General features: G+C 63.4%; 14 protein-coding genes and 1 pseudogene. 9 read left to right on the top strand and 6 right to left on the bottom strand.

What is annotated here, in order from left to right:
* Positions 1 to 42: 42 nt before the first annotated feature.
* From R3P93_RS22585 to R3P93_RS22570, 4 genes are all read right to left on the bottom strand, one after another.
* A complete protein-coding gene (locus tag R3P93_RS22585; protein ID WP_317534168.1) occupies positions 43 to 3,411 on the bottom strand; it encodes a Swt1 family HEPN domain-containing protein in 3,369 nt (1,122 codons plus the stop codon).
* The gene (locus tag R3P93_RS22580; protein ID WP_394855347.1) at positions 3,398 to 4,363 is read right to left on the bottom strand and encodes a PGN_0703 family putative restriction endonuclease; all 966 of its coding nucleotides are present in this window, start codon (positions 4,361 to 4,363) and stop codon (positions 3,398 to 3,400) included. The genes R3P93_RS22585 and R3P93_RS22580 overlap by 14 nt, the downstream gene beginning before the upstream one ends.
* 2 nt (positions 4,364 to 4,365) lie before the next feature.
* Positions 4,366 to 7,152: a DUF1156 domain-containing protein gene (locus R3P93_RS22575; protein WP_317534166.1), complete on the bottom strand. Its 2,787-nt coding sequence runs from the start codon at positions 7,150 to 7,152 to the stop codon at positions 4,366 to 4,368.
* A 100-nt stretch (positions 7,153 to 7,252) separates the two neighbouring features.
* Positions 7,253 to 10,666 (bottom strand): helicase-related protein, encoded by a 3,414-nt coding sequence (locus R3P93_RS22570; RefSeq protein ID WP_317534165.1) that lies wholly within the window; start codon positions 10,664 to 10,666, stop codon positions 7,253 to 7,255.
* A 279-nt stretch (positions 10,667 to 10,945) separates the two neighbouring features.
* On the opposite strand from R3P93_RS22570, the gene R3P93_RS22565 reads away from it, so the two are divergent.
* Both R3P93_RS22565 and R3P93_RS22560 read left to right on the top strand, forming a co-directional pair.
* Complete coding sequence (locus R3P93_RS22565; protein ID WP_317534164.1) at positions 10,946 to 11,224, top strand: hypothetical protein; 279 nt, start codon at positions 10,946 to 10,948, stop codon at positions 11,222 to 11,224.
* Positions 11,193 to 11,462 carry a hypothetical protein gene (locus R3P93_RS22560; protein ID WP_317534163.1) on the top strand — a complete coding sequence of 90 codons (270 nt, stop codon included), beginning with the start codon at positions 11,193 to 11,195 and terminating at the stop codon, positions 11,460 to 11,462. The genes R3P93_RS22565 and R3P93_RS22560 overlap by 32 nt, the downstream gene beginning before the upstream one ends.
* A gap of 142 nt (positions 11,463 to 11,604) precedes the next feature.
* Here R3P93_RS22560 and R3P93_RS22555 read toward each other — a convergent pair whose 3' ends face one another.
* Complete coding sequence (locus tag R3P93_RS22555) at positions 11,605 to 12,096, bottom strand: hypothetical protein (protein ID WP_317534162.1); 492 nt, start codon at positions 12,094 to 12,096, stop codon at positions 11,605 to 11,607.
* Between the two features lie 170 nt (positions 12,097 to 12,266).
* On the opposite strand from R3P93_RS22555, the gene R3P93_RS22550 reads away from it, so the two are divergent.
* From R3P93_RS22550 to R3P93_RS22520, 7 genes and pseudogenes are all read left to right on the top strand, one after another.
* Positions 12,267 to 13,442, top strand: a complete 1,176-nt coding sequence (locus tag R3P93_RS22550) for a site-specific integrase (protein ID WP_317534161.1) — start codon at positions 12,267 to 12,269, stop codon at positions 13,440 to 13,442.
* Between the two features lie 760 nt (positions 13,443 to 14,202).
* Positions 14,203 to 15,466, top strand: a pseudogene (locus tag R3P93_RS22545) (IS256 family transposase).
* Between the two features lie 635 nt (positions 15,467 to 16,101).
* Positions 16,102 to 18,126, top strand: coding sequence for a hypothetical protein (locus tag R3P93_RS22540; RefSeq protein WP_317534160.1), 2,025 nt, complete (start codon positions 16,102 to 16,104; stop codon positions 18,124 to 18,126).
* Between the two features lie 216 nt (positions 18,127 to 18,342).
* Positions 18,343 to 19,482 carry a hypothetical protein gene (locus R3P93_RS22535; protein ID WP_317534159.1) on the top strand — a complete coding sequence of 380 codons (1,140 nt, stop codon included), beginning with the start codon at positions 18,343 to 18,345 and terminating at the stop codon, positions 19,480 to 19,482.
* 62 nt (positions 19,483 to 19,544) lie between these two features.
* Positions 19,545 to 21,674, top strand: coding sequence for a hypothetical protein (locus tag R3P93_RS22530; protein ID WP_317534158.1), 2,130 nt, complete (start codon positions 19,545 to 19,547; stop codon positions 21,672 to 21,674).
* Between the two features lie 53 nt (positions 21,675 to 21,727).
* Positions 21,728 to 22,495, top strand: coding sequence for a hypothetical protein (locus tag R3P93_RS22525; RefSeq protein ID WP_317534157.1), 768 nt, complete (start codon positions 21,728 to 21,730; stop codon positions 22,493 to 22,495).
* A 1-nt stretch (position 22,496) separates the two neighbouring features.
* Positions 22,497 to 22,946: a hypothetical protein gene (locus R3P93_RS22520; protein ID WP_317534156.1), complete on the top strand. Its 450-nt coding sequence runs from the start codon at positions 22,497 to 22,499 to the stop codon at positions 22,944 to 22,946.
* Positions 22,947 to 23,000: 54 nt separating this feature from the next.
* On the opposite strand, the gene R3P93_RS22515 is transcribed toward R3P93_RS22520, so the two are convergent.
* Complete coding sequence (locus R3P93_RS22515; protein ID WP_317534155.1) at positions 23,001 to 25,124, bottom strand: RAMP superfamily CRISPR-associated protein; 2,124 nt, start codon at positions 25,122 to 25,124, stop codon at positions 23,001 to 23,003.
* Positions 25,125 to 25,180: the final 56 nt, after the last annotated feature.

Here is a 25,180-nt window from a genome sequence, read left to right as displayed (position 1 = left end):
GCAGCGCCGATGCCGAGAACCCTAACGACGAGACTTGCCAAGTCAGCTTTCCTCGAATCCGGACTGGTCGAACTTGAGGGTCCTCGCGTTCTCGGAGACGGTTCGAACGCGGCTCTCATTGAAGCCCTCGGAGTCGGTCGCCTCGATCTCGATCCGCACGGTCACGCTGGTGTTCTCGCCGGAACGAAGGTGCGCGAGCACTTCGTCGGCAACGTTCTTGAACTCCAGTGCGATCTTGTCGGAGTTGAGGGTCTTGACCCCGTAAAAGCGTGTCGGCCAGGTGGCAATGTCGACCTTCGGAGTCGGCGACGGACCGGGACCCGGCTGCGGGTTCGGCGACGGGCCCGGCCCCGCCTCGGGGTCGGGTCCCGGTGTCGGAGCAGGGCCAGGTTCGTCCAAGCGCTGCTTCTGTGCGACGTCGGGGCGGACGAGAAGGAGCGAGTCGGTTACGACCGGCGCGCTTTCCTTGTCCTCCGGCGTCCAGAGGCCGATGTACCGGCCGGCGGCCTCGTCGTAGCCCGCCGCGAGAGCGAACGCGTCCGTCTGCCAGATCATCGGCAGGTCGAGGATGCCCGCGTCGAGAACTGACCGGTCGCGTAGGCGCGGCATATAGGGGTACTGCGAGTACAGCCCCCACAGCGACCCCAGTGAGACGTGGCCGTCCTTCCAGATCTGCGGAATCTTGCCGATCGCGAGGCGGATCGTCGCAGCCGCCTGCCTCGTCGAAAGGTCACCGTCGTTGCCCAGGCGTCGCGACACGCGGTCTGCGAGAGCGTCGGCCTGACCCTCGACCTTGGTCTCCTTGATCAGGAACGGCGCACCCGGATCGGGCTGCGCGGGAACCAAGGCCCACGTGAAGCTCTGCAGCAGACGGGCGGTGACCGTCTGGTCGGCCTGCGCCGCCCGCTGAGAGGCCTGGTTCTTCTGGTTCTCGGTCATATCGAGGTCGACTGCGTTTGCGAGTACGTGCGTCCAGCCGAGGTAGTCGCGGGTCGCGTTGTCGAGCTCTTCGAGTCGCGCCTCGTCCGCTGCGAGGTAGACCAGTGCGTTGCGGTGGGTTCGGTTCGAGCTGCCACGGTGCTCGGTGGCACTGTGGGCGAACTCCTTTGCGGCAGAATCCGTACCCCGCTTGTGGGCGACCTTCGGGTGCAGGATGACGAGTCTGGTCTCGTCGGTGTCGGGGATGTCCGAGTTCGACTCCGGGCAGACGTGGACGCCGGCGAAGTCGCCTCGCTTGCGACCCTGGTCTTGGAGCCGTCGGACGATCTCAGCCCACACGTCTTCTTTGTGGAGACGCTCGGCCTGATCCTTTGCGGTGCGGGTGATGTTGGGCTGGACGTCGTACCAGTATTTGCCCGACCCGGAGTAGAAGTACGTCGCGCGGTCGCCGAGCTGGGTCAACGCGGAATGGAAGTTGCCGGGGACGTCGCCGGGGATGGCGGTTCCGAGGAAGACCCGCTGGGCGCCGATGCCCTTATGCACCGACCCTGGTGCGATCGTCGGAGCCGCACCGAAGAAGACCGTGCGCGCGAGACGCTTCGTCAATGCCCGCTGCCCGAAGAGCGGCTTCTCCTTGTCGATACGAGCCGGCTCGGAGTTCGAGCCGTCGACGTCGGCGTCGATGATCGTCTTCCAGGAGTCCTGGAGGTACTGGGTCAGTTCGGAATTCACATTGGACGTGGCCAGCGGGATCGATGCCGGCATAATCAGCGGCGACTGGTCTTCACCGGTCCAGAGGGCATGGATGACCGTGCTCATCAGGCGCAGAACGCCACGGGTGCGCTGGAAACGTTCCAGCGACGACCATTCCTCGTAGAGGGTGTCGAACAGCTCCGGGTGGATCGGGTAGGTCCGTTTGATCCGGTCCTCGTACGCGCTGTCGCGGGCTTCACGCGGGAAATCGTCGGAGAACTTGCGGTACATCTCGACGTACGCGCGCGCGGTCGCACCGGTGGCTGCGAGCGAAGCGGCGTCCGGCTGCGTGAATAGGCGCTGCTTGACGATGTGATAGGCCTCGTCGGACGACGCGGGCCGCCACTGGTCCGCGACCCGGCGAACGACGTTCTGGAGGCGTTTAAGTGCCTCCAACCCGTTCTGACCACCGACCTCCTCAGCGTTGCCCGCGACGATCTTGTCGTTGGCATCCCCGGTCTCCGACGCCGGAATCGAGATCGCGAGCAGGACACCCTTGGTTCCCTTGACCGCCTCGGTGAGCGACTGAGCAAACGTGAACTGGTCGTCGAACGTGCCTCCCGCAAGGTCATCACGTCCGACCAGTGACCGCGCGTAGGCAACCCACTCGTCGATGAGAATGACGGCGGGTGCGTACTTTGCCAGTAGCTCGTGGAGAGCGTCACCTGGGTGGGTCCTGTCGCAGTCTGCCTTTGCAACGACGGCGTAGGCGTCGGGCCCACCGAGCTGCCACGCGAGCTCACCCCAGATGGTGTTCACTTGGGTGCCATCGTCCTTCGTTACGCCGGACGGGCTGAAGTGGTTACCGACGATCGCGACGCGGTTGACTATGGTGGCCGAGTAGCCGTTGGCGGTGAGGAGTTCCTGGGTCTCCTGCGGGAAGTCGCCGACGGGCAGGCCCGCGCCGACGTGCCACAGCGAGAGCATCGAGTGAGTCTTACCGCCACCGAAGTTGGTCTGCAGGTTGATGACCGGGGACGCGTTGTCGTCACCCGCGAGGCGACGCACCGCGCGGCCGATGAGGTCGCGGAGACCCTCAGTCAGGTAGGTGCGGCGGAAGAACTCGACGGGGTCGGCGTAGTCGGCGTCAACCTCGCCGCCCGTGGCGACCTTGTAGAGGTCGGCCGCGAACTCAGAGGCGTGGAAGTTGCCGGTTGCTACATCGTCGTGGGGCCGGAGAACCTCACGCCAGGGCCGAAGGCCCGCGGCCTCGGGGTTGTCGACCGCCGCCTTCAGTACCTTCTTGTCGTCCTTGTCTGCGGTGACGCGACGAAGGTTGTGTCGGATCCCTCGGACCTCATCGGCTTCCTTCGCAGCACCGATCAGTTTGAGGAGTCGTTCGCCGGTGTCGAGGGCGCGATATGCGTCGTCGTCGGTGAACGTGCCGTTGTGCGCCCAGTTGTTGCGCACCTCCCGGAGTTCGCTAGCAAAGGTCTCACCGGCGCGGCCGATGGCCTGATTGAACGGGTACCACCCCTTCCTGAACCCGCCGGTGATGTTCCCTTCGGTCAGCATCCTGAACTGCACCTGCGGGTCCAGGGCGTCGTACGTTTTCGTCGACGAAGCCCCGTTCTTGCCATCCTTGGCCTGAACAAGCTTCGTCCACACGGCCCCGAGCGCCGGATCACCCTGCCCGACGACGGTTGAGATGAAGTCATCGAGTGCCGGCGCCAGTACCTGAAACATGCGGTCGATACGGTCGCGGTTACTTAGCGCCATCTCGAGCGCTCCTCTCCATCTCCAGGCTTTCTTGCTGTTCGAACTGCGCCCACGCTGATTGACTCCACGAGAGATCGACGTAGCGGCGGCCTAGCTCGTCGGCCGCCGCAACGTCGATCGCTCCGGTCGCTCGCGCAGTATCCAAGAATTGATCCCATGACAGACCGATCATGGTGCCCTTGGCTACGTGGGTCGCATATTCATCCACACAACGATGCCCACTTGAATCGGCGGGGTGGGTGATCACGACGATGGTCGCCAGGCCACCTTCATGCATTTCGTCGGACAGTTGAACGGACTGGGCAAGCGCGTGGCAGCGAGTAAGTTGCCGAGTCCGGTTATTTGCAGCCGACGCGGCCAAGTCCTTCCACAACCGGCTTGCGGTCGCTACCTTCACGTACCCTGGCCCGGTCTCCGCGCCCGTCCGCCTGGTCGAAAAGCGGTCCGCCAGCTTCGTCTCCAGAGCGACGACCTGCAAGTCGCCACGCTGTGTCCTGAATCGGAGAAGCACGTCGATAAGCGTCTTATCGCCGAGTCCGTAGCCAGACCCTTGCGCGGCAAATTCAAAATCGGATGACTCGAGTTCAGCCAAGTCGTCGCGGTCAAGCAGGCGCCTAAACAATGCGGCGCAGGCATTCGGGCGAGAGACGGCGTCCGCGAGCATATTGAAACTCAACGTCTGGCTTGACGTCATGTAACTCGTACACCGAACCGGGTCGACACCCCACCCGCCTTGACGCCTGTCAAGGTATCGAGCAAGCGCAGCACCGCTGACGAAATTGAGGTGTTGGCTCACTGCTTCCTCGGGCAGCACCGACCCACAGGGATCCCCCGAGCCTGCGAGCCTGCCGTAGGTCGGAAGGTTGAGGACGGTTGACCTATACCAAGCTTGATGTACTCGAACTCGACGCATGAACTGCGGGTCAGAGGCGGGGATTGGACCCAGGGTCATCTTTAGTCGTCCTCATCGAACAAGAATGCGCCCTGCTTGCTCGTTCTCTTGGGGACGCTCCGCGCGACTTCGAGAACCTCCGGCCAGGAGGCCACAAGGCTGTTGAAGCTGAGCGCATCCTTCGTCCAGCCGTTGCCTTCGGCGATCCGGAACAGAAGGTGGGCGAGTTCCTTCACCAGATCGGGATCCACGGCGCTGTCGGAACGAGCCAACGCTTCCCTAAGGAATTCGCCCGCGGAATTGATCCCCTCCTGCTCCAGAATCTTGATCAGGTGATGGAGAGCTTCCCAGTTACTTGTGTGACTGTCCTTCACGACGTCGTAGTTCGAACGGAGATCGGCAGGTTTGATGAGCTGCACATTGCCGGCTCGGCTTGTCAGGATTTCCTCGCGGTCCATCACGTCGACGCTCGTGTTGCGGGCCCTAGCCAGACTGTCGGCGTCGCCAAACTTGCCGATCCCATAGCCGTGTTGGCGATACCAGGGGATCGCGAAACGGGACGTGGCGTCGAAGTCGCCCTCCTGCTCGTTCAGCACTTGGTCAAGGATCTCATTGATCCGCGATAGTGCCGATCGCACGGTCATCTTGGTGCCATCAGGCTCAAGCACTCCGGAGTACCGACTGAACACAGCCATTCCTGGCCCGATCGCTGCCTGCGGCATGTCGACCGGCGCGATCTGTCCCTGCTGAAGACGCCTGAGGGCCTGAGGAAGTTCCGCCTCAAGCGCCGCAATGAATCCCCTGCGATCGGTCGTCTGGGCGTCATCTCGCCGGGGGCGGAGGGAAAGGACGATCGACGAAGCCAAGGCATTGTTACCGCTGGCGATCATGCGGTTGCCCATCTCGGACCGGTTCGGCCAGGTCGAAGTAATCTCCCAGCCAGCACGGATCATGCCCTCAAGCAGCGTCTCCCAACCAGTGGAGGCCTCCCCGGTGTCGTCGGCCTCGCTTTGCTTGAACGCATACCAGACCGTGATCGGGTAGTCACTGTTCGCGGTTTCCCGCACCCGCGTAAAGACACGCCTGAACCCGTCTTCAAAGAATCTTTTCGCCCCGACTTTGCCGTCGTGCCGATACGGGTTCGCCACGAGTTCCTCGGCTTTTGGGACGAGGAGAGTGGCGAGCAGGTCCGGGTGCACGTCCCGCAGTGTCCGTCGAAGCCAAACGTAAAAGTAGTCCGATAGATCGGAGTAGCCAATATTGTCGTAGTACGGCGGGTCTGTTGCGATTACGAACCCGTCGTATGAGCGCGTCGAGGCATCCGCCTGCTCCACCGTGCCCGGAGCAGCAGGGACAAGGGCCCCAACAACCCCTGCCACCCAGGACAGCTGACTTGCGACGCTGCCTGAAAGACCCGAGAGAAGATTGGATTCGACGTAGTCCCAAACCATGGGAATTGCTTGGCGCGCGAACACATTACGCGCCGTGTCTCGGCCAGAGTGCCAGCTACAGATCGCGGATGAGTAGTCCGTATTTCGGCTTATCGCGAGGCCTAGGTAGGTGGCGAGGGCGTCCGCGTATTCCGATGAACCGCCGTCGTCGATCACCTTCGACCGCGTCTTGCCCACCAAATCGCTAAAGGTGGTCAGGCCGAGAAGCTGGCGATTCGTGAAAAGGTCGGCCCAAGCGGTCATCCCGTAGTTCGGTGTCTTGAAGTCCCGCGGGTTGTTCGGGAGGTCACCTGCCGGAACATCGTCGGGTCGGGGTACCGACGCAGCCGCAATATGATCCTCGGTCGCGGGGAGATATAAGCGCTGCCGGTTGCCCTCGGCGACGATCGCCATCAGGGAGGCCCCCATCCGGTGGGCTCTGCCCTCCGACCGGATGTAATTCAAGGGAACTGCCGTCTCGCAAGCCACGCAACGGCCGCCGGTACGACCAACCGTGCCATCTGAACTCGGATCGGGGGCCTTCGAGCCCTCGTTGCTGACGTCGAACCTCACCCTGAGGCCCGATGGGTGGGACAGGTCGCCGACTATAGTCGGGACGATGAAGGTTTCCTTGCCCTTCTTCTTGCTCAGCCACCACGAGCGCGCGAGCGGCATCGCGATCCCACAGGCCGGGTTTGGACAGGTGACAGTCCTCGCCCAGACCCAGGCAACAACGGTGGCGGTGCCGCCGCCGGCCAGGGACGCCATCGGATAGTTGCTCGCGAGCCGATTCTTTGCCGCCGAGCACATCCAGTCGCCATACGCCTTGATGTCTGCAGCAAGGCCGGCCGCACCAGCCCAGGTCCGAATCTGCGAGCCAGCTAGCCCAGGGAAGACCGGCTCCTGATCTCGGAAACGCGGCGGGATCTCGATAAGTGCTCGGTTGATGAGCGCCGCGACAGGATTCAGGTCCGACGCCCACGCTTCAAGGCCAAGCCGCTGCGCCTCCAGTGGGATCGTTCCGCCACCCGCAAACGGGTCAAGGATCGGAGGCGGGTCGCCGTCGGTTGATCGCGAGATTTCGGCGCGTGCATCGGCTAGCAGCTTCTCGTCACGAACGTTGTCCCACGAAACAAGCCGCTCAATGATTCCGTGGAGTCGCTCTCGCTCCCTACGCTGCAGTTCCTCTGTTGGGAACTCCTCCGGCCGCGATGACGGGTCGTCCACGAGCTGAGCAAAGATAACGGCGCGCGCAGCAGCTAGCGGTCGGCGTGCCCACCAAAGATGAAGGGTCGATGGGTGGCCGTGGCGGATCGACTTCTCCCGAGCGGATTCTCGGTTAATCGCCTCCAGCGGCAGGGCCACCTCGATCAGCTTGCGCTTGTGCACTACGTCCTCGACCTTCCGTGCCCGATTCATCGGGCGAACCTCGCCACTGCTGCGGCGCGTGATTTGGACATGAACTTACCGGCGGGGACCGACGCTGTAGAACGCGAGTGATCCGTGGGGCCCGAGAGCATCAGAACGGCGACGCGCCCTTCGCCCAGGTCTTGGCCCAGTCGCCGCGGATGCCAGTGGCCTCGAAGTCGCCGAGTTCGGTGGTGGCGAACGGGTCGTCGAGGTACCGGACCTCGTCGAACTGCGCGCCGCGAGGGTCGACCTTCACCAGCGCGATGCGGTACCGCGGGACCGCGTTCTTGCCCGTCATGACTTCGTTGTGGGTGACGAAGAAGTCCTTGGCGCCCTCGATGCGTGCCTTGACCTCGATCCGGTAGGTGTCGCCGTTGGCGTCGGTCGAGAGGATGTCGAAGCCCTTGTTGTTGAACGCCTGCTCTACCGGATTGCGTCCCAGCTCGCGCTCGCGTGCCAGCACAAGATCGACACCACGGCGCTCGACTTCCTTAGTCTCCTTGGCGTGTATGGGCGCGGTGGCCGGGATCTCGCCTTCCAGCATCCCGATCGGAAGTACCAATGCTGCCGTGACGATGTGCGGAGGCTTGGTCGACATGAGCTGCTGCTGGTCGAGCAAGGCCAGGCGCTTGCGGAGGCGCGCGTCGAGCTCGACGGCTTTGCGGTTGAGGCTGTCGGAGGATTCCTTGGGCTTCTCGCCCTTCTGCTCCTTCTCCGATGCCACTGCGGCGTCGAGTAGGAGGCGTTCGCTCTCGGAACTGAGACGCTTAGTCACCAGTTCACGGGCCTTCTCGAGTTCGGCAAGCCGTCGCGGCTGGACGTCGGCGAGATACTCGGGAAGCTGGTTGGCGATGATCCAGCTCATCGCTTTGTCCTCGGCGTCGCCGAGCCAGGCCAGGCTCCGGGCAGCGTCAACGGCTGGCCCGGCGGGTGCGGCTACGCAATCGAGGTAAGGCGCAGGTCCCGCGGGGCTGACGGTGCCGAAGTGGTCAACGTAGGCGTAGCCGAATCGCCGCGCGACCGACTCACCGGTGGCGTCTGCGATCTCTTCGATGACACCGACGAGCAGCTGAGGCTCCTCAAGGGTCGAGGAGCAGAGGATCGTGCCCTGGTTGAGGACGCCGCCGAAATTGCGGATCGCCTCGCCCATGACGGCGTCGTGCAACGGGTGACCCGGCGCCAAGAGGTCGGCGCGAGTCAACTCCCCGGGCTGGACATGGCTGATATCGAAAGCGACTCGGTCGTACTTGGTCGCGATCGGCCCGGTGCCAGCTGAGCGGATGTGCTGCGGGACATTCGCAATCTCGTAACGCCCCTTTTCTCTTTTGGCGATGCGGCCGCCGAGCTTGGTGAACGCGGACTTGAAGGCGAGCTCGATGTAGTGCGGCTGCAGCCGGCGCGCGCGTGCTTCGTCCATCGCGGCCCGCAGGGCGTGGAGGTCGGAGTCGGCGAGGTGCTCGGAGGCGAGGGCTCGCTCATCGAGTAGGTCCTTGAGGCCGTCTCCGACGGAGGCGTCGATGACCTCGTGCATCTTGGCCTTCACGTCTGCCCGCTCGCCATACTGGATGGCCTCCAGCAGCAGGTCACGCAGCGGGGTGTCGGTGAAGGCCTCGCCGAGGACGTCGAAGACCTTGCCGCCGTAGGTCTTCCTCATCTGGTCGAGTTTCTCCAGCAGGCGGGTGAAGACCTCGCCCTCGCGGGTGTTGGAGGCGACGAGGTTCCAGAGGCGGCAGACTTCTTCCTGGCCGATGCGGTGGACGCGCCCGAAGCGCTGCTCGATGCGGTTCGGGTTCCACGGCAGGTCGTAGTTCACCATCAGGTGCGCGGCCTGGAGATTGAGACCTTCACCTGCCGCGTCGGTTGCCAGGAGGATCTGGCAATCCCGGTTCTTGGTGAACTCCTCGGTGATCTGGCGGCGCTCGGCCCGTCGCACGCCACCGTGGATGGCACGGACCGCGTCAGGCTTGCCGAGGAGAGAGCCGATCTTGCCCTGGAGGTAGTCGAGGGTGTCGCGGTGCTCGGTGAAGATGATGAACTTCCGCGGCCAGCCGTTCCTGTCAGTGACGAGCGCGTTGTCCTGGAGGATGTTGGAGAGTTCGGTCCACTTGCGGTCGGTGCCCGCTTCGCGGACCCGCCGTGCGGTCTGGATCAGGTCGCCGAGCTCGAGGAGTTCGGCGTTGAGCTCCGCGACTGTCTGAGCGGTGGTCGCAGCGTCGAGGAGCTCTTCCTCCATCTGCTCCAACTCTTCGGCGTTGAACTCGTCCTCATCGACGTTGCTGATGTCGACGGTCGGTTCGCTGTCGCGGTAGGTGCCGTTCTGGATCTCGAGCTTCTTGCGTTCCAGACGCTCGGAGCGTCGTACGAGGCTCTTGTAGATCGCCTCGGGGCTGGATGCGAGACGTCGCTGGAGGACGGTGAGTGCGAAGCCGACGGTGTTCTTGCGTTTGCCGCCGATTCTCTCGGCGCGGTTCATTCCCTCGCGGACGTAGTGGGTGACGTCTTCGTAGAGGTCGTACTCAAGGGCGGTCAGTTCGTACGGGACCGTCTCTGCGATGCGCTCGGGGAAGAGCTTCTTGCCCTCGAAGGTCAGGAGGTCTTCCTTGACCATGCGGCGCATAATGCCACTGACATCGGCGCTCTTCTTCTTTTGCTTGCCTTCGAACCGGTCACGGTCGAGAAGAGTCAGGAAGAGCTGGAAGTCCTCCTCCTTGCCCGAGTGCGGGGTCGCCGTCATCAAGAGCAAGTGGCGGGTGATCTTGCCGAGGATCTCGCCGAGCAGGAATCGTTTGGTCTTGCGCAGCTCGCCACCGAAGTAGTGCGCCCCCATCCGATGGGCCTCATCGACGATGATCAGGTCCCACTCGGTTTCCTTGAGCTGGGCCTGGAGCTGCTCATTGCGGGAGAGCTGGTCCATCCGTGCGATCAGAAACGGGTTGGTCTCGAAGACGTTGAAGTTCGCCTGGGCATCGATGAGCTGGTTGGTCAGAAGGTCGAACCGGAGTCCGAACTTGAAGAAGAGCTCGTCCTGCCACTGCTCGACCAGTCCGCCGGGAGCGATGATCAGGCACTGCTTGACATCGTCGCGGAGCAGCAACTCCTTGATGTAGAGACCGGCCATGATCGTCTTGCCGGCGCCTGGATCGTCGGCGAGGAGAAACCGGAGCGGAGTCCGTGGCAGCAGCTCGCCATACACAGCGCGGATCTGGTGTGGCAGCGGCTGTACGTCGCTGGTGGCGACGGCGAGCATCGGGTCGAACAGGCCGGCGAGCGAGATGCGCTGGGCCTCGGCGACGAGTTTGAAGTCGCTGGCGGTGGCGTCGAACGCGCGGCTACCGCTCTGCGCGATGCTCAGGTTGTCCTGGTCCTTGCGGAACACCACCTGCTGGCCGAGCCCGCCCGAGGCGTACTTGTAGGTGAGTTCGAGCGCGTCAGTGCCGTGCCACTGCGCGGCGATGACGGTGATCACCACAGCGGGGATGAGACCGTCGATCCGCAGACCGGGCTTCAGCTCTTCAAGCTGCACGAATGAACCTCCTGATTGACAGCCCTCAGACGTTACTCTCGCCCACCGACAGTTGTGCCATCCTCGGCTTTCGTGGCAATTCGAAGGATGTCCCGAAGGGCGTCACCCGGGTTGGCGCTGAGGTGCACGAATTGAGGGCGGATGCGAGGCCAGCCGTGCCCAGACAGTGCCTCCGATTGACGCGTGCGACTGCTCACGGGCCCGAGGGCTGACGTATCTGATGGTTCTGCGGCATTATTCGTTTACGTGGTGCCATGACACCAAAATCGAGGTGGGGCGATGGAAACTCTCGCGGATCAGGACCGCAGGCTGATGGAGCTCCTAACCGATCGGGTGCGCGCGACGTTCGTTGAGGCACGGGCCGCGGGCGTCCCCGCCGAGGTGTTCGGGGACGTCGAGGCGATCGCTACCGCGATGGTCGCCGCGCTGCCCACCAGCCACCCCTACGACCGGTTGGTGGGACCGTTCTACGACACCGCCGGCCTCACAAAATGGCTGGGAGTGAGCCATCAACAAGAGTATCGGCGTGAGCACCACGATCGCATGCAAGCTCGATGACGGACAGTGGGTGTACCCCACCTGGCATTTCACCTCCGCCCGCACCGTGCACCCGCACCTGACCACATTGTGGAAGACACTCCGCGCCGCCGCGGACCCATGGACCTGCGCGGTTTGGCTTCGCACCGCACAATCCACACTCGGAGACCGCAACGCCGTCGACTGGGTCACGGGCGGCCGGTCCGTCGAGGAGCCCCTCGCACTCGCGCGTCCCGACGTCGAACGGTGGTCGATGTGACCCGCGATGCGGTCGCAATCCTCCGCGCAGCCACGGTCGCTGGCCCAGTCCGACCTCCTGGTTGACTGTCCACGAACGTGATTCGGACCATCGACGGTTCTCCATCCCACGTCGTCGGTCCAGTCCACCTACCGATCGTTGGTCACATTCCGCTTCGCAGGAGATTGAGGATGTTGTCGACCGCGATCGCTGTGAGGGTGCCATCGGTCAGCTCATCGAGCGGCGAGCGGCCGTCGAGGAGGTCGGTAGTGGTGAGCCACCAACTGGCCACACCGTAGGGGTCGCGGTCAGCCCGGAGTGCGCGGTTGGCCTGCGCTGCGATGGGGTGTACTCGGTGCAATTCCGTGTCGATTTGGAAGGAGGGGTACTCGTAGGCGCCCGCAGGGCTGGGGAATCCGATGAGTCGCCCAGCGGTACGCAGTTCGTCGACAGTCAGCGCAAGGCGTGCGGCGCCGTGCCCGAGGATTTCGGCGACGTCATCGTGGGACAGCAGGTTCAGGGCGTCGCGAATGTACTGCATGGAACGGGTGAGCAGCAGTTCCGAGGCGGCCCCACGAGGCGCTGCTCCGTGAGGCTGGTGCTCGTCGTTGGAAATGGCCCGGTTGGAGTCGGGCTCACCATCACGTGTCGACACTCACGACCCACTTCGCGCTTCTTACCCGCAATCCCGGCCCTATCTAGTCACCCATATTTCTATGGATGTTGACAACGTAAATTGCATTTTCCGCACCGTCTGACGCAAAACAGCAGTTCAACACAGTTTTGCTCTGCGAATGTGTCGGTGACCTGCGCTACGCTGCTGGTATGGACTTTCGGTCAGGCCGAACACCTGTGGTGACCCCTTCCGCAGGCATCCCCGGCACTGGCAGGCCGGTGGCTGTCGAGCCGCACATCCCACCCGCCGTCGCGAGACGGATCGCCAGCGCCGTGCACTCCTCCCGGTCCGAGGGAACCCGCAAGACCTACGCCGCGGCGTGGAGACGCTTCACCACCTGGTGCGAGACGAATGGTCACGTGACGCTACCGGCGCACCCGATCACCGTCGCCGCTTACCTCGTTGACGCCTCCGACACCCGCACCGTAACGGGGGAGCGGGCGTACGCCGTCGCCACCTTCGGTACCTGGATCGCGGCCATCAACCACCAACACCGCACCACGGGACACCTCTCGCCGTCCGCGCACGAACTCGTCACCGCCACCCTGTCCGGCATCCGGCGGGAGTACGCCGCAGCGGGGGACCGACCCCGCACCCCGCGAGACCCGTTATTGGTGGATGACGTCAAACTGCTTGTCGAAACGGCGCGGAACCGATGTCGGGGCTGGGCGGACGAGGTCCTCGAACGCCGCGACTCCGCCATCCTGTTGCTTGGGTTCGCCGGCGCGTACCGCCGTAGCGAGTTGTCGGAGATGACATGTGGGGATGTCTCGGTGCATCGGCACGACGGCCTTCACATCCGGTTACGGAAGTCGAAGACCGACCAGGAGGGCAGGGGAGCGGTCAAGGGACTGCCGTACACCGACTCCCACGAGACCTGTCCGCCCTGCGCGTACGTCCGCTGGGTTCAGGTAGTCGCCGCATTCGATGCGGGCGAACGACCGTCGGTAATCCGACTGCTCCGCAAGCGGCAACCGTTCAACGCGCACGTGTGCCGTGGGGGAGTACCCCGGACCGCCGCCCGTGCACCGCTGTTTCGCGCGATTGCAAAGAACGGCAACCTTGGCTCAACGGCACTGTCCGGCGCGGCGGTCCACCAAACTATCCGCCGCCGCGCCGAGCACGCCGGTTTCGATCCCACCGCTGTGGCCAAGCTAGGTGGCCATTCCCTCCGCGCCGGCTTCGTCACCCAAGGCACCCGCAATGGCGCAGACGGTTCCGCTATCGCCCGGCAGACCGGACACGCCAGTCTCGATTCCGTCGAGGTGTACCGCCGCGAACACGCACCATTGGTAGGAAACGCCGTTGCCGACATTGGGTTGTAGCGACATCTTGGGTGTAGTGCACGCACCGGAGCAACAGGCCGCAGAAGGTGAGATCGTTGCTCGTCGCGGTGAACTTGTGCGGGGCAGAATCTGATAGACCGCCTCAGCGCGGTCGTTGTGACGGCCACTACCGCAGCCTTAGGCAACTCCGCGACCCCGCCAACTGCTCAAAGGAAAAATGCGGAGTCTCAATTCGACCTCTGGAGATGCTCGGGCCATTCCGCAGGCGATTTCGTCGGTCGTAACGCTTTTGAACAAACTGGACGTGCAGTCCTGTCCGAGTTTCTGTGCCCGCAGGCGTTTGCTTCGGTCTTAACTTCGTCCGAAGACCCGTACTACTCAGAGGGTGGGCTTCTGTGCCCGCAGGCGTTTGCTTCGGTCGTAACAGATTCGCTAACGCGACGCTTCATCGACAGTAAGTTTCTGTGCCCGCAGGCGTTTGCTTCGGTCGTAACGGTCGATCATCGTGACAGGAGATCCCGTTGCCAAGTATCTGTGCCCGCAGGCGTTTGCTTCGGTCGAAACCCTACCCGGTTTTCGGCTGCTCTGAACTGCATCTTCCCGAGAGTGTTTCACGCACCCCCGTGCGTGAACCGCACAGTCCGGTCACCGCTACGGCACATACGGCGTAACCTGCGGCTACGAGTGCATGCACCTTCCAGGTCGGATTCCCCACGAGAATGTGGGGGACTGTCTGATTAACAGTGGATCCGGTCCTTGGTTCGACACGCCGAGCTGAGCTTGGCGGGAAGGATCGACGATGACCGAAACACTGGATCCCATGGCGGATGAGGTGGATCAGAAGCAGTTGGCCGAACAGCTCCTGGCTCAGGCCAAGGAACAAGGAATCGAGTTGATGGGCCCGAACGGGCTTCTCAATCAGCTCACCAAGAACGTCCTCGAAACCGCGTTGGACGCGGAAATGACCGAGCACCTCGGCTACGACAAGCACGACGCCGACGGCCGGGGCAGCGGAAACTCCCGAAACGGCACCCGATGGAAGACGGTGCTCACCGAGATCGGACCGGCGGAGATCGACGTTCCACGCGACACCGACTCCTCCTTCGCGCCGCAGATAGTCAAGAAGCGACAACGACGCCTGACAGGTATCGACGAGATCGTATTATCCTTGACGGCAAAGGGTTTGACGACCGGCGAGGTGTCCGCGCACTGCCTTCGGTATCTATGGAGCAACGATATGGAAGGACACGATCTCGCGGATCACCGACAAGGTCGTCGGGGAGATGACCGAGTGGCAGAACCGGCCACTTGAGCGGGTGTACCCGGTGATGTTCATCGACGCCGTACACGTCAAGTCCGAGACGGCCAAGTGACGCACAGGCCGATGTATGTCGCGATCGGTGTCACCGTCAACGGTGAACGCGACATTCTCGGAATCTGCGCCGGCGACGGCGGGTGAAGGCGCGAAATTCTGGCTCTCGGTGCCCACCGAGATCAAGACCCGGGGTGTCGGAGACGTCTGTATCGTGGTCTGCGATGGACTGAAGGGCCTACCGGATGCGATCAACACCGTGTGGGAGTTGGCAGTGGTCCAGACATGCATTATTCACTTGATACGCAACACCTTTCGGTTCGCGTCCCGCAAGTACTGGGACGAGATGTCGCGTGATCTGCGTCCGGTCTACACCGCTCCGTCGGAGTCTGCTGCGAGGGAACGGTTCACCGAGTTCACCACGAAATGGGGTCAGCAGTACCCGGCGATCATCAAGATGTGGGACAACGCGTGGAGCGAGTTCGTGCCGTTCCTGGACTACGACGTCGAGATCAGGCGGGTGATCTGCTCGACGAATGCGATCGAGTCCGTCAACGCCCGCTACAGGCGCGCCGTGCGCGCTCGTGGGCACTTCCCGACAGAGCAAGCGGCCCTCAAGTGCCTGTACCTCGCCACGCGGGCACTGGACCCCACAGGGAAAGGTAAGGCACGATGGGCAATCAGGTGGAAGCCGGCGCTCAATGCGTTCGCGATCACCTTCGAAGGACGCATCAACCCGAACGGTAACTAACCGACACCGAGGTCGGACCCACCATTAATCGGACACTCCCGGTGCATGCACCCATAGCCGCAGGTCACGCCGTATGTGCCGTAGCGGTGACCGGACTGTGCGGTTCACGCACGGGGGTGCGTGAAACACTCTCGGGAAGATGCAGTTCAGAGCAGCCGAAAACCGGGTAGGGTTTCGACCGAAGCAAACGCCTGCGGGCACAGAAACTTCTCGCTGACGACGAGTGCACAAATTGTTTGCGCGGTTACGACCGAAGCAAACGCCCGCGGGCACAGAAACAATAGCCATCGCAGCTGAGAAAACCTGTCATTGCGTTACGACCGAAGCAAACGCCTGCGGGCACAAAAACTCGTTGTCAGCCATTTCTGCCATGCCCATCTTGTCGGTTACGACCGAAGCAAACGCCTGCGGGCACAGAAACCTTGTCCACATCAGCCGATTTGGAGCCACATGTTGTTACGACCTAAGCAAATGTCTACGGGCACGAAATACTTGAGCCTCTGAACACGTGACCGTAGTTTCGAATTTGTGTCGAGAGGGTGATGGTGTCGGGTACTGCTGTAGTGACGGTGGGTTCGAGTCCGGTACCGCTGGTGTTGTCGATTCGTGCGACATCTCCATCTCGGGTGGTATTGGTGTCCTCGCATCGCACACGGGTCGAGGCCGGTCGTGTTGCAGCGCTGATCGCGTCCTCCGGTGTGCAGATAGATATCGTCGAGTGCGGGTCGGGTACTGACTTCGTCGACTCGTACGCTGCGATGTGGGAGGGGTTGGCTCGTCTCGGGGTCGGTGCTCCGTTCCTTCTCGATTACACCGGTGGTACTTCGGCGATGGTCGCGATCGCCGTCGCAATTCATCAGAGACTCCACATCGACGCTGGTGCCGATAGACCGGATCTGCGCCTGTACCAGAACGAGTCCGAAGGATCACTGCAGTCCGACAGTGGTAGGAAATTCGGCCTCGGTGCCGAGATGACCATCGCCGAGATGGCCAACGTGCATGGTTTCGGTGTCGATACTGCCTTACGCTCCCCGTCTCCGGCGGTGGTGTGGGATCGACCTGCGTTGTGGAAGAACGCGTTTCTGCAGCGTAGTCATCAGTCCGACTCCGAAAGCGAACCGACGGTCGAGCTTCGCCTCGCGCTCGCGAAAATGTTCGAGTTGGTCTCGGATCCGGGCTGCGGGAGACCTACAGGCGGCGGAAAGCTGGGGGTGCCGGAGCAGGTGTGGTCAACCAAGGCTGATGCCGACGGTAGCGACCGAGCGGGCAAAACGATGGAACTGGCGGTGCTTGCGGTCTTGCTCGGCCGGCGGTGGGACGAGGTTGCCTTCTCGTGCGAAATCCGTTCACTGGGAGGCGAATCCAGTAATCCTGTCACCGAGTTCGATATCATCGTCCGACGCGGCCATCAGATCGTCGTGGTGGAGGTCAAGAGCTCACTCGGCGGAGTCGCCGAGTCTGCGGGGCGGCGGCTCGCGTCTGCACGGGCGGTGTTCGGCGGGGCGACACGGGTCCTGTCGATCAGCCCACGCATCAGGCGCGACAACGACCCAGAAGGAATCGGCGGCCTGGAAGATATTGCGGGTCAATGGGAACCAGCATTGGAGTCGTTGGGCCGCTGGCGCAGGGTGGTGCTCGAACACGGGAACGCGATCGAGGGCCTGCGGCAGGCGGGTTCGATGGCTGCAGGAGTGTTGTCGACATCGACGAGTGCTCTCGACTTTACCTGGCCTGCCGCGCCATCCGACGCGAGCACGACGTCGACCGCACTTGCGGCGCCATCGGCCGACCGGTCCGATACGGAGCCGGACGCGGTGCGCGAGCGGCCGCTGGTGACGGCGGTCGGGGGAAGTCCTCTGGCGGTCGATTCGGTCATGGCGGTGACAACCTCCGAGGCACTGTTGATCGGTAGGTCTGATGCTTTGCGCGCGTACGCTTCTCGCAGGGATGAGCAGAGCGCACGGCCTGTATCGGTGCTTCGTGTCGCCGGTGTGGACGCACGCTCCATCGATGCAGCGTGCGGGCAACTGCGCCCGGCGACGTTGGCGATCACACCTGCCACGAAATCGGTGACTGCTGGGATGACCGCGGTCGCTGCACTGGGTGACCATGATTTGCTGCATGTCGATATCGCGAGTGGATACGCCCATTCGTGGCGGCATGGACGGTGGCCGCATCGGCATCGGGTGCAGTGGGAATCGACATCGAACCCGAGGTACGAATTGGCCGTCGACCGATCGTGGTGGCGGCGACTCGATGCGGCCGGGCACGTCGATGTTGCTGCCCTGGAAATTCTTCTGCGCAAGCTCCGTCTACCGCCAGGTGCGCAGGTGCGTTACAGTCCGATACCCGACGTGTCGTGGTTGGTGCCGATCCTGATCACCGGTTCGTGGCGGGCGCTCGGCGTGACAGTGCCGAAAGGCACCGCACTGTATGATCGGTCGAGGGTCATGGGATGCGATCAACATCTGGCGAGCATGGTCGGTGACGTGGGCAGGCTGCTCATCGCCGCCCCATCCGGCACGTCGGTCGCGGAGCAGTCCCGATCGTGGGCGCAGCTACTCCGGCAGAATCCCCCTCCGATGTTCGCCTTCTGGCGCGACCGAAATCCCCGTACCGTGGAGTTCGACGGCACCGCAATCATCGACTGGCTGCACTGACATCATCGTCAGCGGCTGGTTGCAACACCGCACGTGCTCTTGACAGCCGGCTATCGGTATGTGACTCTTCTATTCCGCTTCGGCTCTGATGCTGTGGTGGTCAATTGAATTCAGGACTCGGCGAATGTGCGGCCATGGGCTGCTAACCGAGCAGTCATGGAAGTGGAGCGCGCACCCTTGCACGGGGCGTCCTCGGCGCTGACGTGAGGAGTCCTGATGTCCGCAATTGTCTCCATTTGTGTCGTCGATGCCGAGCGTGAAGGCCTGTACGATGCGTGCGCACGTGTTGGTCGGCGAATGTTCTACGTCGAGCAGGACCGTGAATCCTATGCCGACCGTGCGTATCGACTGTGTGTTCTGAGCTGCCCGTGCGCGAAGCATCAGGCTTTGGCGTGGCCGGATGAGGACAGTGACGATTTCGTTGCCGGTCCGTCCGCTCGCGCTCGTATGACCAAGGTCCTTGCCGCCGCGACCGAGGCGGGGGAGTTTCGGTGGGACGAGCTGGTTCAGCGGCGAGTCTCCGACGTCATCCGAGATGCACTCGGTGATTTTGCGCGGCGTCGAGCCGCGGGGACCTCGTTCACGGGTCGACCCGAGCGCCCACTGGCAAAACTGCCGATGTCGGTCGGTGCGAAAGAAGTCATGACGCGGCTGATCCGCGGTGCGACCGGCCGCCGGGACAACGCTCCGCTGGCATTCTTCACCGGTCGGTGCGACGTTGCTACCGCCGCGGCGTATGTCGCGGATTCGATTCGCTCGTCTCGCCGGACCGCGGCCGCTGGGCCGCACCCGCTTGCGGCTCTGACAGTGGCCCAGCTTGCCGAGTTCGTCCGAGAAGGCCGGGCGACCATCATCGCGGTCGCTCCGGACAGATGGGCAACGTTGATCGAGGAGTGCCAGGGGCGGTCGGACATGTCCCTCGAGTCGGTCGTCGCGGACGGTGACGATCTCGGTCGTCACCGCTTCCGTCGATTCGACGGAGACGCGGGGTTCAGCGATCCCGCCGACCTCGTGTCCGCATCGGAGGGCGAGACGTTGGCGCGGCCGTTGGCACTGGTGGAAGAGGCACCGACTCACGCCACTCTCGAGCACCTGGTTGCCGCTGTCGACAAGGGATGCACTGAGGTGACCGCGTGGCTGGCCGGCCCCTCCGATGCACCACCGACCGAGCAGGTCGTCGGATGGCTCGATGTGACGCGGGGTGGGCGGAAGCGCTCGGCGGCGTTCGTTGCGCTCCGTGCTCTGCCCAGGGAAGAGTTGGCGGGGATGCTTGAGGATGCTCGACGGTGCCTTCAGATGTATCACGCACCGTATTGGGAGCTGTTAGTTCGCCGGGCACGCCGCCGACTGGGGTGACCGGCAGTCCCGGGGTCGCGTCGACGTCGACGCGACCCAACCGATTGGGGTTCAATTGGCCGGTGAGCGCACTGATCTGCACGGTCGGATTGAATCCCACGCCTGTTGCCCTCGCGGTATTGACGAGCACGCCAATCCCGAACGACGTTCTGCTGGTCTGCAGCACTGCATCGCAAACGGTGGGGGATCGGTTGATCGATGTTATCGGGGCGCTGTTGCCGCACACAGTGTTTCGCACTCTGCAGGTCGGGTCGGGTGTGTCGTGGAGGGCGACCTATGCCGCGATGGCGGACACGATGCCCGATTCGCCGTATCGCCTCGACTACACCGGTGGAACGACGTCGATGACGATGGCGGCAGTGAAGATCCACCTGGAAGAGCATCACTCGGCGGTGGACGGGGGTGCGTCATTGCGGTCGTACATCGACGAGCAATCCGGTGAACAGGTCTACGATTCGGGCACGGCCACTGCGGTCGACACTGCCGTGCTCACGATCGCAGTGCTGGCGTCACTACACGACGTCGACGTATCTCTCGGTGCCGTGCTGCGAACGTCGGATTTCGTGCACGTACGAGACAAGCAACCAGCTGCGTCGTTCGTCGAGGCGACTCGTTCGGCAGTCCAGGCGCAGACAATCACAGAACAGTGGACAGCTGCGTGGAGCAGTATCGGGCTTGGTGAGGTATTCGCGCGACTGCGACCACCGCCGGACGCGAAGAAGAGCACACGTGAAGGCACTTTCGTTGAGTTGGTGTCGCTGGCCGCGGCAATCGCATCCGGTTGCTGCGACGAGATCGCCTTCGACGTCCACGCCTCCGACGACGCTCAGTTCGACGTGATCGTCCGATCGGGCCACAGGGTGGTGTGTATCGAGAGCAAGAAGGGGTACCTCGACGCCCGGGACGATCTGGGCCACCGAATGAATTCGGCGCTGCACGTGTTCGGAAGCGCGGCGCGAGTTCAGATCCATGTACTGGCGAATGCAGACAAGAGACCGTTCCTTGCTGCGTACGACGTGGAGATCGACTCATGGAAGCGCTCCATGCCCGAACTCGATCGCGTGCATCTGATCCACACTTTCTCCGCGCCGTCGTCGGCCGGGAATCGGCGTATCCCGGCATCGCGGTCTGCGATGCGTCAGACCGATCCCCGGGCTCGAGGGAACGAGTCGAATGCTGATCCCTTCGGCGCAATGATCGAACGATTGCGCCTCGATCTGCCTGCTCCGTCCTCTGCGATCGGACGTGGGCCCGCGCTCGATCGCGCTTCGCCCCCACCTGTACAACCGGTATTCGGCACGGTGATGATTGCGATAGGGGGGTCCCCGATCCTGACCGGCCTCATTCTCGACAACGAGACCCGCACTCTGCAAGTGGTGGGGCCGCGGCAGACCGTCAGACGCGTAACGACAGGTAGCGCAGTCGAACTGGTCGACACCGAGAACTTGTCGGCTCGCGCGGTGTGGCGAGCAGCCTGGGCGAAGCAGCCCGAGGCCGTCCTGCCGACGCCGTCCAAGAAGTCGGCCGCTGCGGGACTGTTGCGCTACGCCCACGAATCCGGTGCCGCGATCGAACACCTGCTTCCCCGAGGAGTAAGAGAATTCGGCAACGGCAGCATCGCCTCGTTGAACGTGCCTCCGCGGTGGCAGCATCTGCTGACCGAATCCGAACGAGGCCGCGGCGCACCGGGGCTCCCTGGTCCATATCAGCCGTACTCCGGTGACCAAACGTACTGGCAGGGAACGGATTCGCTGATCGAATGCGATGTCCTGCTGGATCTTGCTGCCCGGTGGAGCGATGTCGACGGCGTCGAGGTGTTCGTCTCGACCGATATCGGCATGCGCGCCGTGGCCCCGGTGATCATCACTCACCACTTCGCCGCGTTCGCCGTCGGATCCCCGTTCCGGGGCAAGGATGTCAAGTGGCCCCTGGCCCGGAGTCTGACGGCAATCCAGGCCACAGTGCTCAACAACAGGTTCGGACCTTCCGTCCGAACCTGGGTCGCGGTGACAGACCGCGCCCAGGGCACCTCCGATGCCGGTCAACGCGTCAAGTGGAACGCACTGTGGGCCCGACTGCACGTGCTCTCGGGTATCGACGAGAACCACGCCCCGATCGCGCCGTGGACTGCTGCGGACCTGGACGAAGACATCGCTCGATTTCTCGGATCTGCGCGACCCGTACGAACCTGATGTCCTGTCCTTGAGTGTGCCGGAACCACCCCGACACCCTTCGAGGAGCGCACGTGAAATTATCCGACCTCCCATTGTCCCACCGACGATCCACCCGCGATCGGTCGATGTCATCGGTGCCCACCGGTGTGCCGGAACCGTCGATCGAGACTGCACGCCTGTCCGCCGAACTGCTCACCGCGGTAGGGACGGTGTCGATTCCGACACGCTGGGATCGGCTGCGTGCCATCATCACCGGCTATCGCGATGGCCGCCACGGGCTGCTTCCGGACCCGGACTGCGGTCACACCCAGCACACCGCACGTATCGCAAACGAGTTCGGATCGACAGTCGACAGTGAACGGTTGACTCTGTCTCGGGTGCTCAGCGCCATCGACGAACTCACCGGCCGGCTCACCGTCGAAGCGACACAACGTCGGGCCTCGGTACAGTCCGCCGAGGAACAGACTCTCACCGCGCGCGAGCCGAACGCACTGGTCGCCAAAGACCTCGACGAGCGCCGCCGCGTGCGAGATCTGGCTGCCAGACAGGCCCGCCAGCAGAGCTCGATCGCCGCGGAGCGGACGCGGCTCGACGTGATCGAGCGTGATCTGGCCGCACTGGGGGTGCTGCGCGCGTACCAGATCGAGACCGCGGAACATCGCATCGATCGCGCCCGAGTGACCAGACAGCAGATCGTCGACGTCTATTGGCGGTGGTTCGTCCGCACACATCCGGAGGAGTCCGCGGTCCGTGCCGGCTACCCCATTCCCTCGGCCGCCCGGCCGGCGGTCACCTCAGCAGCTCTGGACCATCGTTGTTCTACCTCGAAAGGACTCTGACATGAGCCTGTTCACCCTTCGCCGTCAGAGCGCGCGCACCACATCCGTTCGCCGCATCGACATCTCGATGAGCGCAGCGCTACCCACCCTCGGCGTCCCCACCCCCGCCGAGCTTCGGGCCACCGTCGAGGAATGGATCGACGGCTACATCGAACGCGGCAGCATCGACGACGGGGGAGGCCACGTTCTCGACGAGTGGCTACGGACATGCGAAGCCGACGCGCAGACCGCACTGCAGGAGCTGATCGATCAGCAACGGCAGGTCGATGACACCCTCGTTGATCGAGCAAGAAAGGACGCCGACCGCGCCCAGGTACGGGTCGAGCGGATCCAGTCGCGCGCACAGCGCTACACCGACACCGCATCGGAGTGCCGGGCACGCGCACTCGGCGTGATGCCGGCGGCTCCAGCAGATCCGATGGCGGAACTGATGCGCGACACAGCGCTCTGACCGCATGCTGAATGCGCAGTGACTGTGTGGACCGGGAGATCCCGGCCCACACGGTCACCGCCCGAACATCGGCGTCAGTTCCGACAACGGTTTCGGAATTTTCTTGAGTCGATGGTCGGCCAGGGGCATCTCGGCGGTCAGGTCCTCGGGCAGTCGGTTTCGCCACTGCGCAACCGTGAAGACCTCGGCGATCGAGCGCGGCCAGCTACGGCCGTCAGGTCCGGTGGTCCATTGCCGACTGTCGGGCTCGGCTTGTTCGAGAGCGACGCGAAACGCCTGCATGTATTCGCCGACTTCGGCGTTGGTTGCTGTGTGCCACATCGGCGCGTCCCATCGGGTGTAGCGGTCGGGGTGATCGAGATACACCGTGGGGGAGAGGTGGATCGAACCCAATCCCAGTGGGCGCCCACCGCCGACCAGATGGGCATACACCGGGTTACCAGCGGTGTTGTCCTGCAGGGTGTTTCCCAGCAGCAGCGCCTGCAGCAGCGCGCCGAGCTCGGCTGCGGTGAGATTGGTGAACCGGATGCTGGCGGTGAACGTCGTGTCCGGGGCCACGGGCGTGATCGCCCGGCCCACAGCGTTGTCCGCGTTCCCGGGATTACGGCGCTGCTTTGCAATTGCCGTCCAGGTCTCGTCGATGTCGGTGACATCCTTCGGCCACCGGTGCATGTACATTTCCCGACCCCGGTAGGTCGCATCGTCACTGTTGTAGGTGATCGGAGCGTGGGTCGTAGGGTTCGAGGACTGCTTCAGTCGCCGATACCACGCTTCGATTTTCGGTCCGAGGAGCACGATGTCGGATTGCGTGGACAAACGCGGAGCGTTCGACTGAGCGACCGCTGTCCCGAACGACACTCGCCCTTTCCTGGCCGCTACCTCGTCGGAGTCGCCGAACAAGGACTGGACCAGATCGGGTGCTTGCGCATCGAACCCGGCATCCCGAAATTGTTTGTCGATGGTGGCGAGGAACGGCTTTTTGGCCCGAACCCGAAACCCACCGCCACGCCCCAGGCGCACCAGAATTTCTCTGTTACGCCGCATGGCGGTGTCGAAGAAGACCGGCACACCATCGGCCGTCAGCAGCTCGTCGATGTCGGGCAGAGAACGTTGATAGTCGGTCAATTGCTGGCGATCGTCGCGTAGGGCGGCGTCGACGAATTCGGGAGTGATGTCCCACTCGCCGACGTTTCTCATGGCGTGATCGCCGCTGTTCGCGATCCATGTGGTGGTCTGGGATTTGCGTAGCGGGAACAGGTAGGCGTTTCTCTCGTCGTTGCTGACGGTGTTGCGGTCGCCGTCTCGAGATGACGTGAGTCCCGTTGCGTGCAGCACCATCACCTGGGGTGAGGGCTCGTCGTCCTGCCCGTCGTGACGGTTGCCCGCATCGTCGAGAAAAGACAGGAATTCAGCGGCCACGACGTTCTTCGGAACCGAATCTCGTACACCGTTGTTCTTCAGGCGTCGACGGGCCGCTGCATCCATCGCGTTCTGTGCTGTGGTGCCGACCGCGAAGACGACCCGGCGAATGGACCTCTGTCCCCTGGCCGGTGTGGTGTCCACCGCCGCCCACACCACGAAGACCCGTCGATCGTTGTGGGACCTGAGCATGTCGTCGTCGATGTCGCGAGTGAGCGACAGGTCTCGAGCGAGAATGCGCCACGTCACCTTGGGAACCATCGAGTAGTAGAACGCCTGGTTGGGCGGCTGGAGGCGTAGCTGGACGCATTCGGTGACCCGGTAGGTACCCTCGGTGGTTCGAGTGAGCAGTCCGATCCGTTGGCGTCCTGGTTCGGCGGACTGCCCTCGAACGGCGACGTACTGGTGGTGCAGGGCCGTCAGAGTCGGAGAGTCGTTGTCGCCAACAGGATTGCGGTACCAGATGATGCGATCGGCCTGTGGTCCGAGCGTCGAGCCGGTCATCGCAGCCAGGTACGAACGGGCCATGCCTTTGAGGGCCGAACCGGGGATCACCGGAACGGAGTTCAGTGTTGTCGTGGTTCCGGCTGCGTGGTCGACCGAGCCGATGAACAAGGGCGAGAGGGTGGTGATGGTGAGATCGATCCGGCCACTGACCCGGCCGACGACGGGGCGATCGTGGACTGCCGAGTTGTCCTGCGCGAAGTGATGACCGGGCATCGGGGTGCGGAATCCGACGAATGTGTACGGTGCGGTCATCGTGAACTCCTCGACAGTTCTTGTTTATCAACGGGTTTGGTCCTGCATGGGCATCC

The organism is Rhodococcus cerastii (genome assembly GCF_033042195.1).
GTDB lineage: Bacteria > Actinomycetota > Actinomycetes > Mycobacteriales > Mycobacteriaceae > Rhodococcoides.
This window is presented reverse-complemented; position numbering and strand designations above follow the sequence as displayed.

Bases quoted from the DNA above. Each gene is read 5' to 3' on its own strand.
- R3P93_RS22535 (WP_317534159.1), top strand. From the start codon at position 18,343: ATGTCCGCAATTGTCTCCATTTGTGTCGTCGATGCCGAGCGTGAAGGC.
- R3P93_RS22515 (WP_317534155.1), bottom strand. From the start codon at position 25,124: ATGACCGCACCGTACACATTCGTCGGATTCCGCACCCCGATGCCCGGT.
- R3P93_RS22580 (WP_394855347.1), bottom strand. From the start codon at position 4,363: ATGACCCTGGGTCCAATCCCCGCCTCTGACCCGCAGTTCATGCGTCGA.
- R3P93_RS22585 (WP_317534168.1), bottom strand. From the start codon at position 3,411: ATGGCGCTAAGTAACCGCGACCGTATCGACCGCATGTTTCAGGTACTG.
- R3P93_RS22520 (WP_317534156.1), top strand. From the start codon at position 22,497: ATGAGCCTGTTCACCCTTCGCCGTCAGAGCGCGCGCACCACATCCGTT.
- R3P93_RS22550 (WP_317534161.1), top strand. From the start codon at position 12,267: ATGGACTTTCGGTCAGGCCGAACACCTGTGGTGACCCCTTCCGCAGGC.
- R3P93_RS22565 (WP_317534164.1), top strand. From the start codon at position 10,946: ATGGAAACTCTCGCGGATCAGGACCGCAGGCTGATGGAGCTCCTAACC.
- R3P93_RS22575 (WP_317534166.1), bottom strand. From the start codon at position 7,152: ATGAATCGGGCACGGAAGGTCGAGGACGTAGTGCACAAGCGCAAGCTG.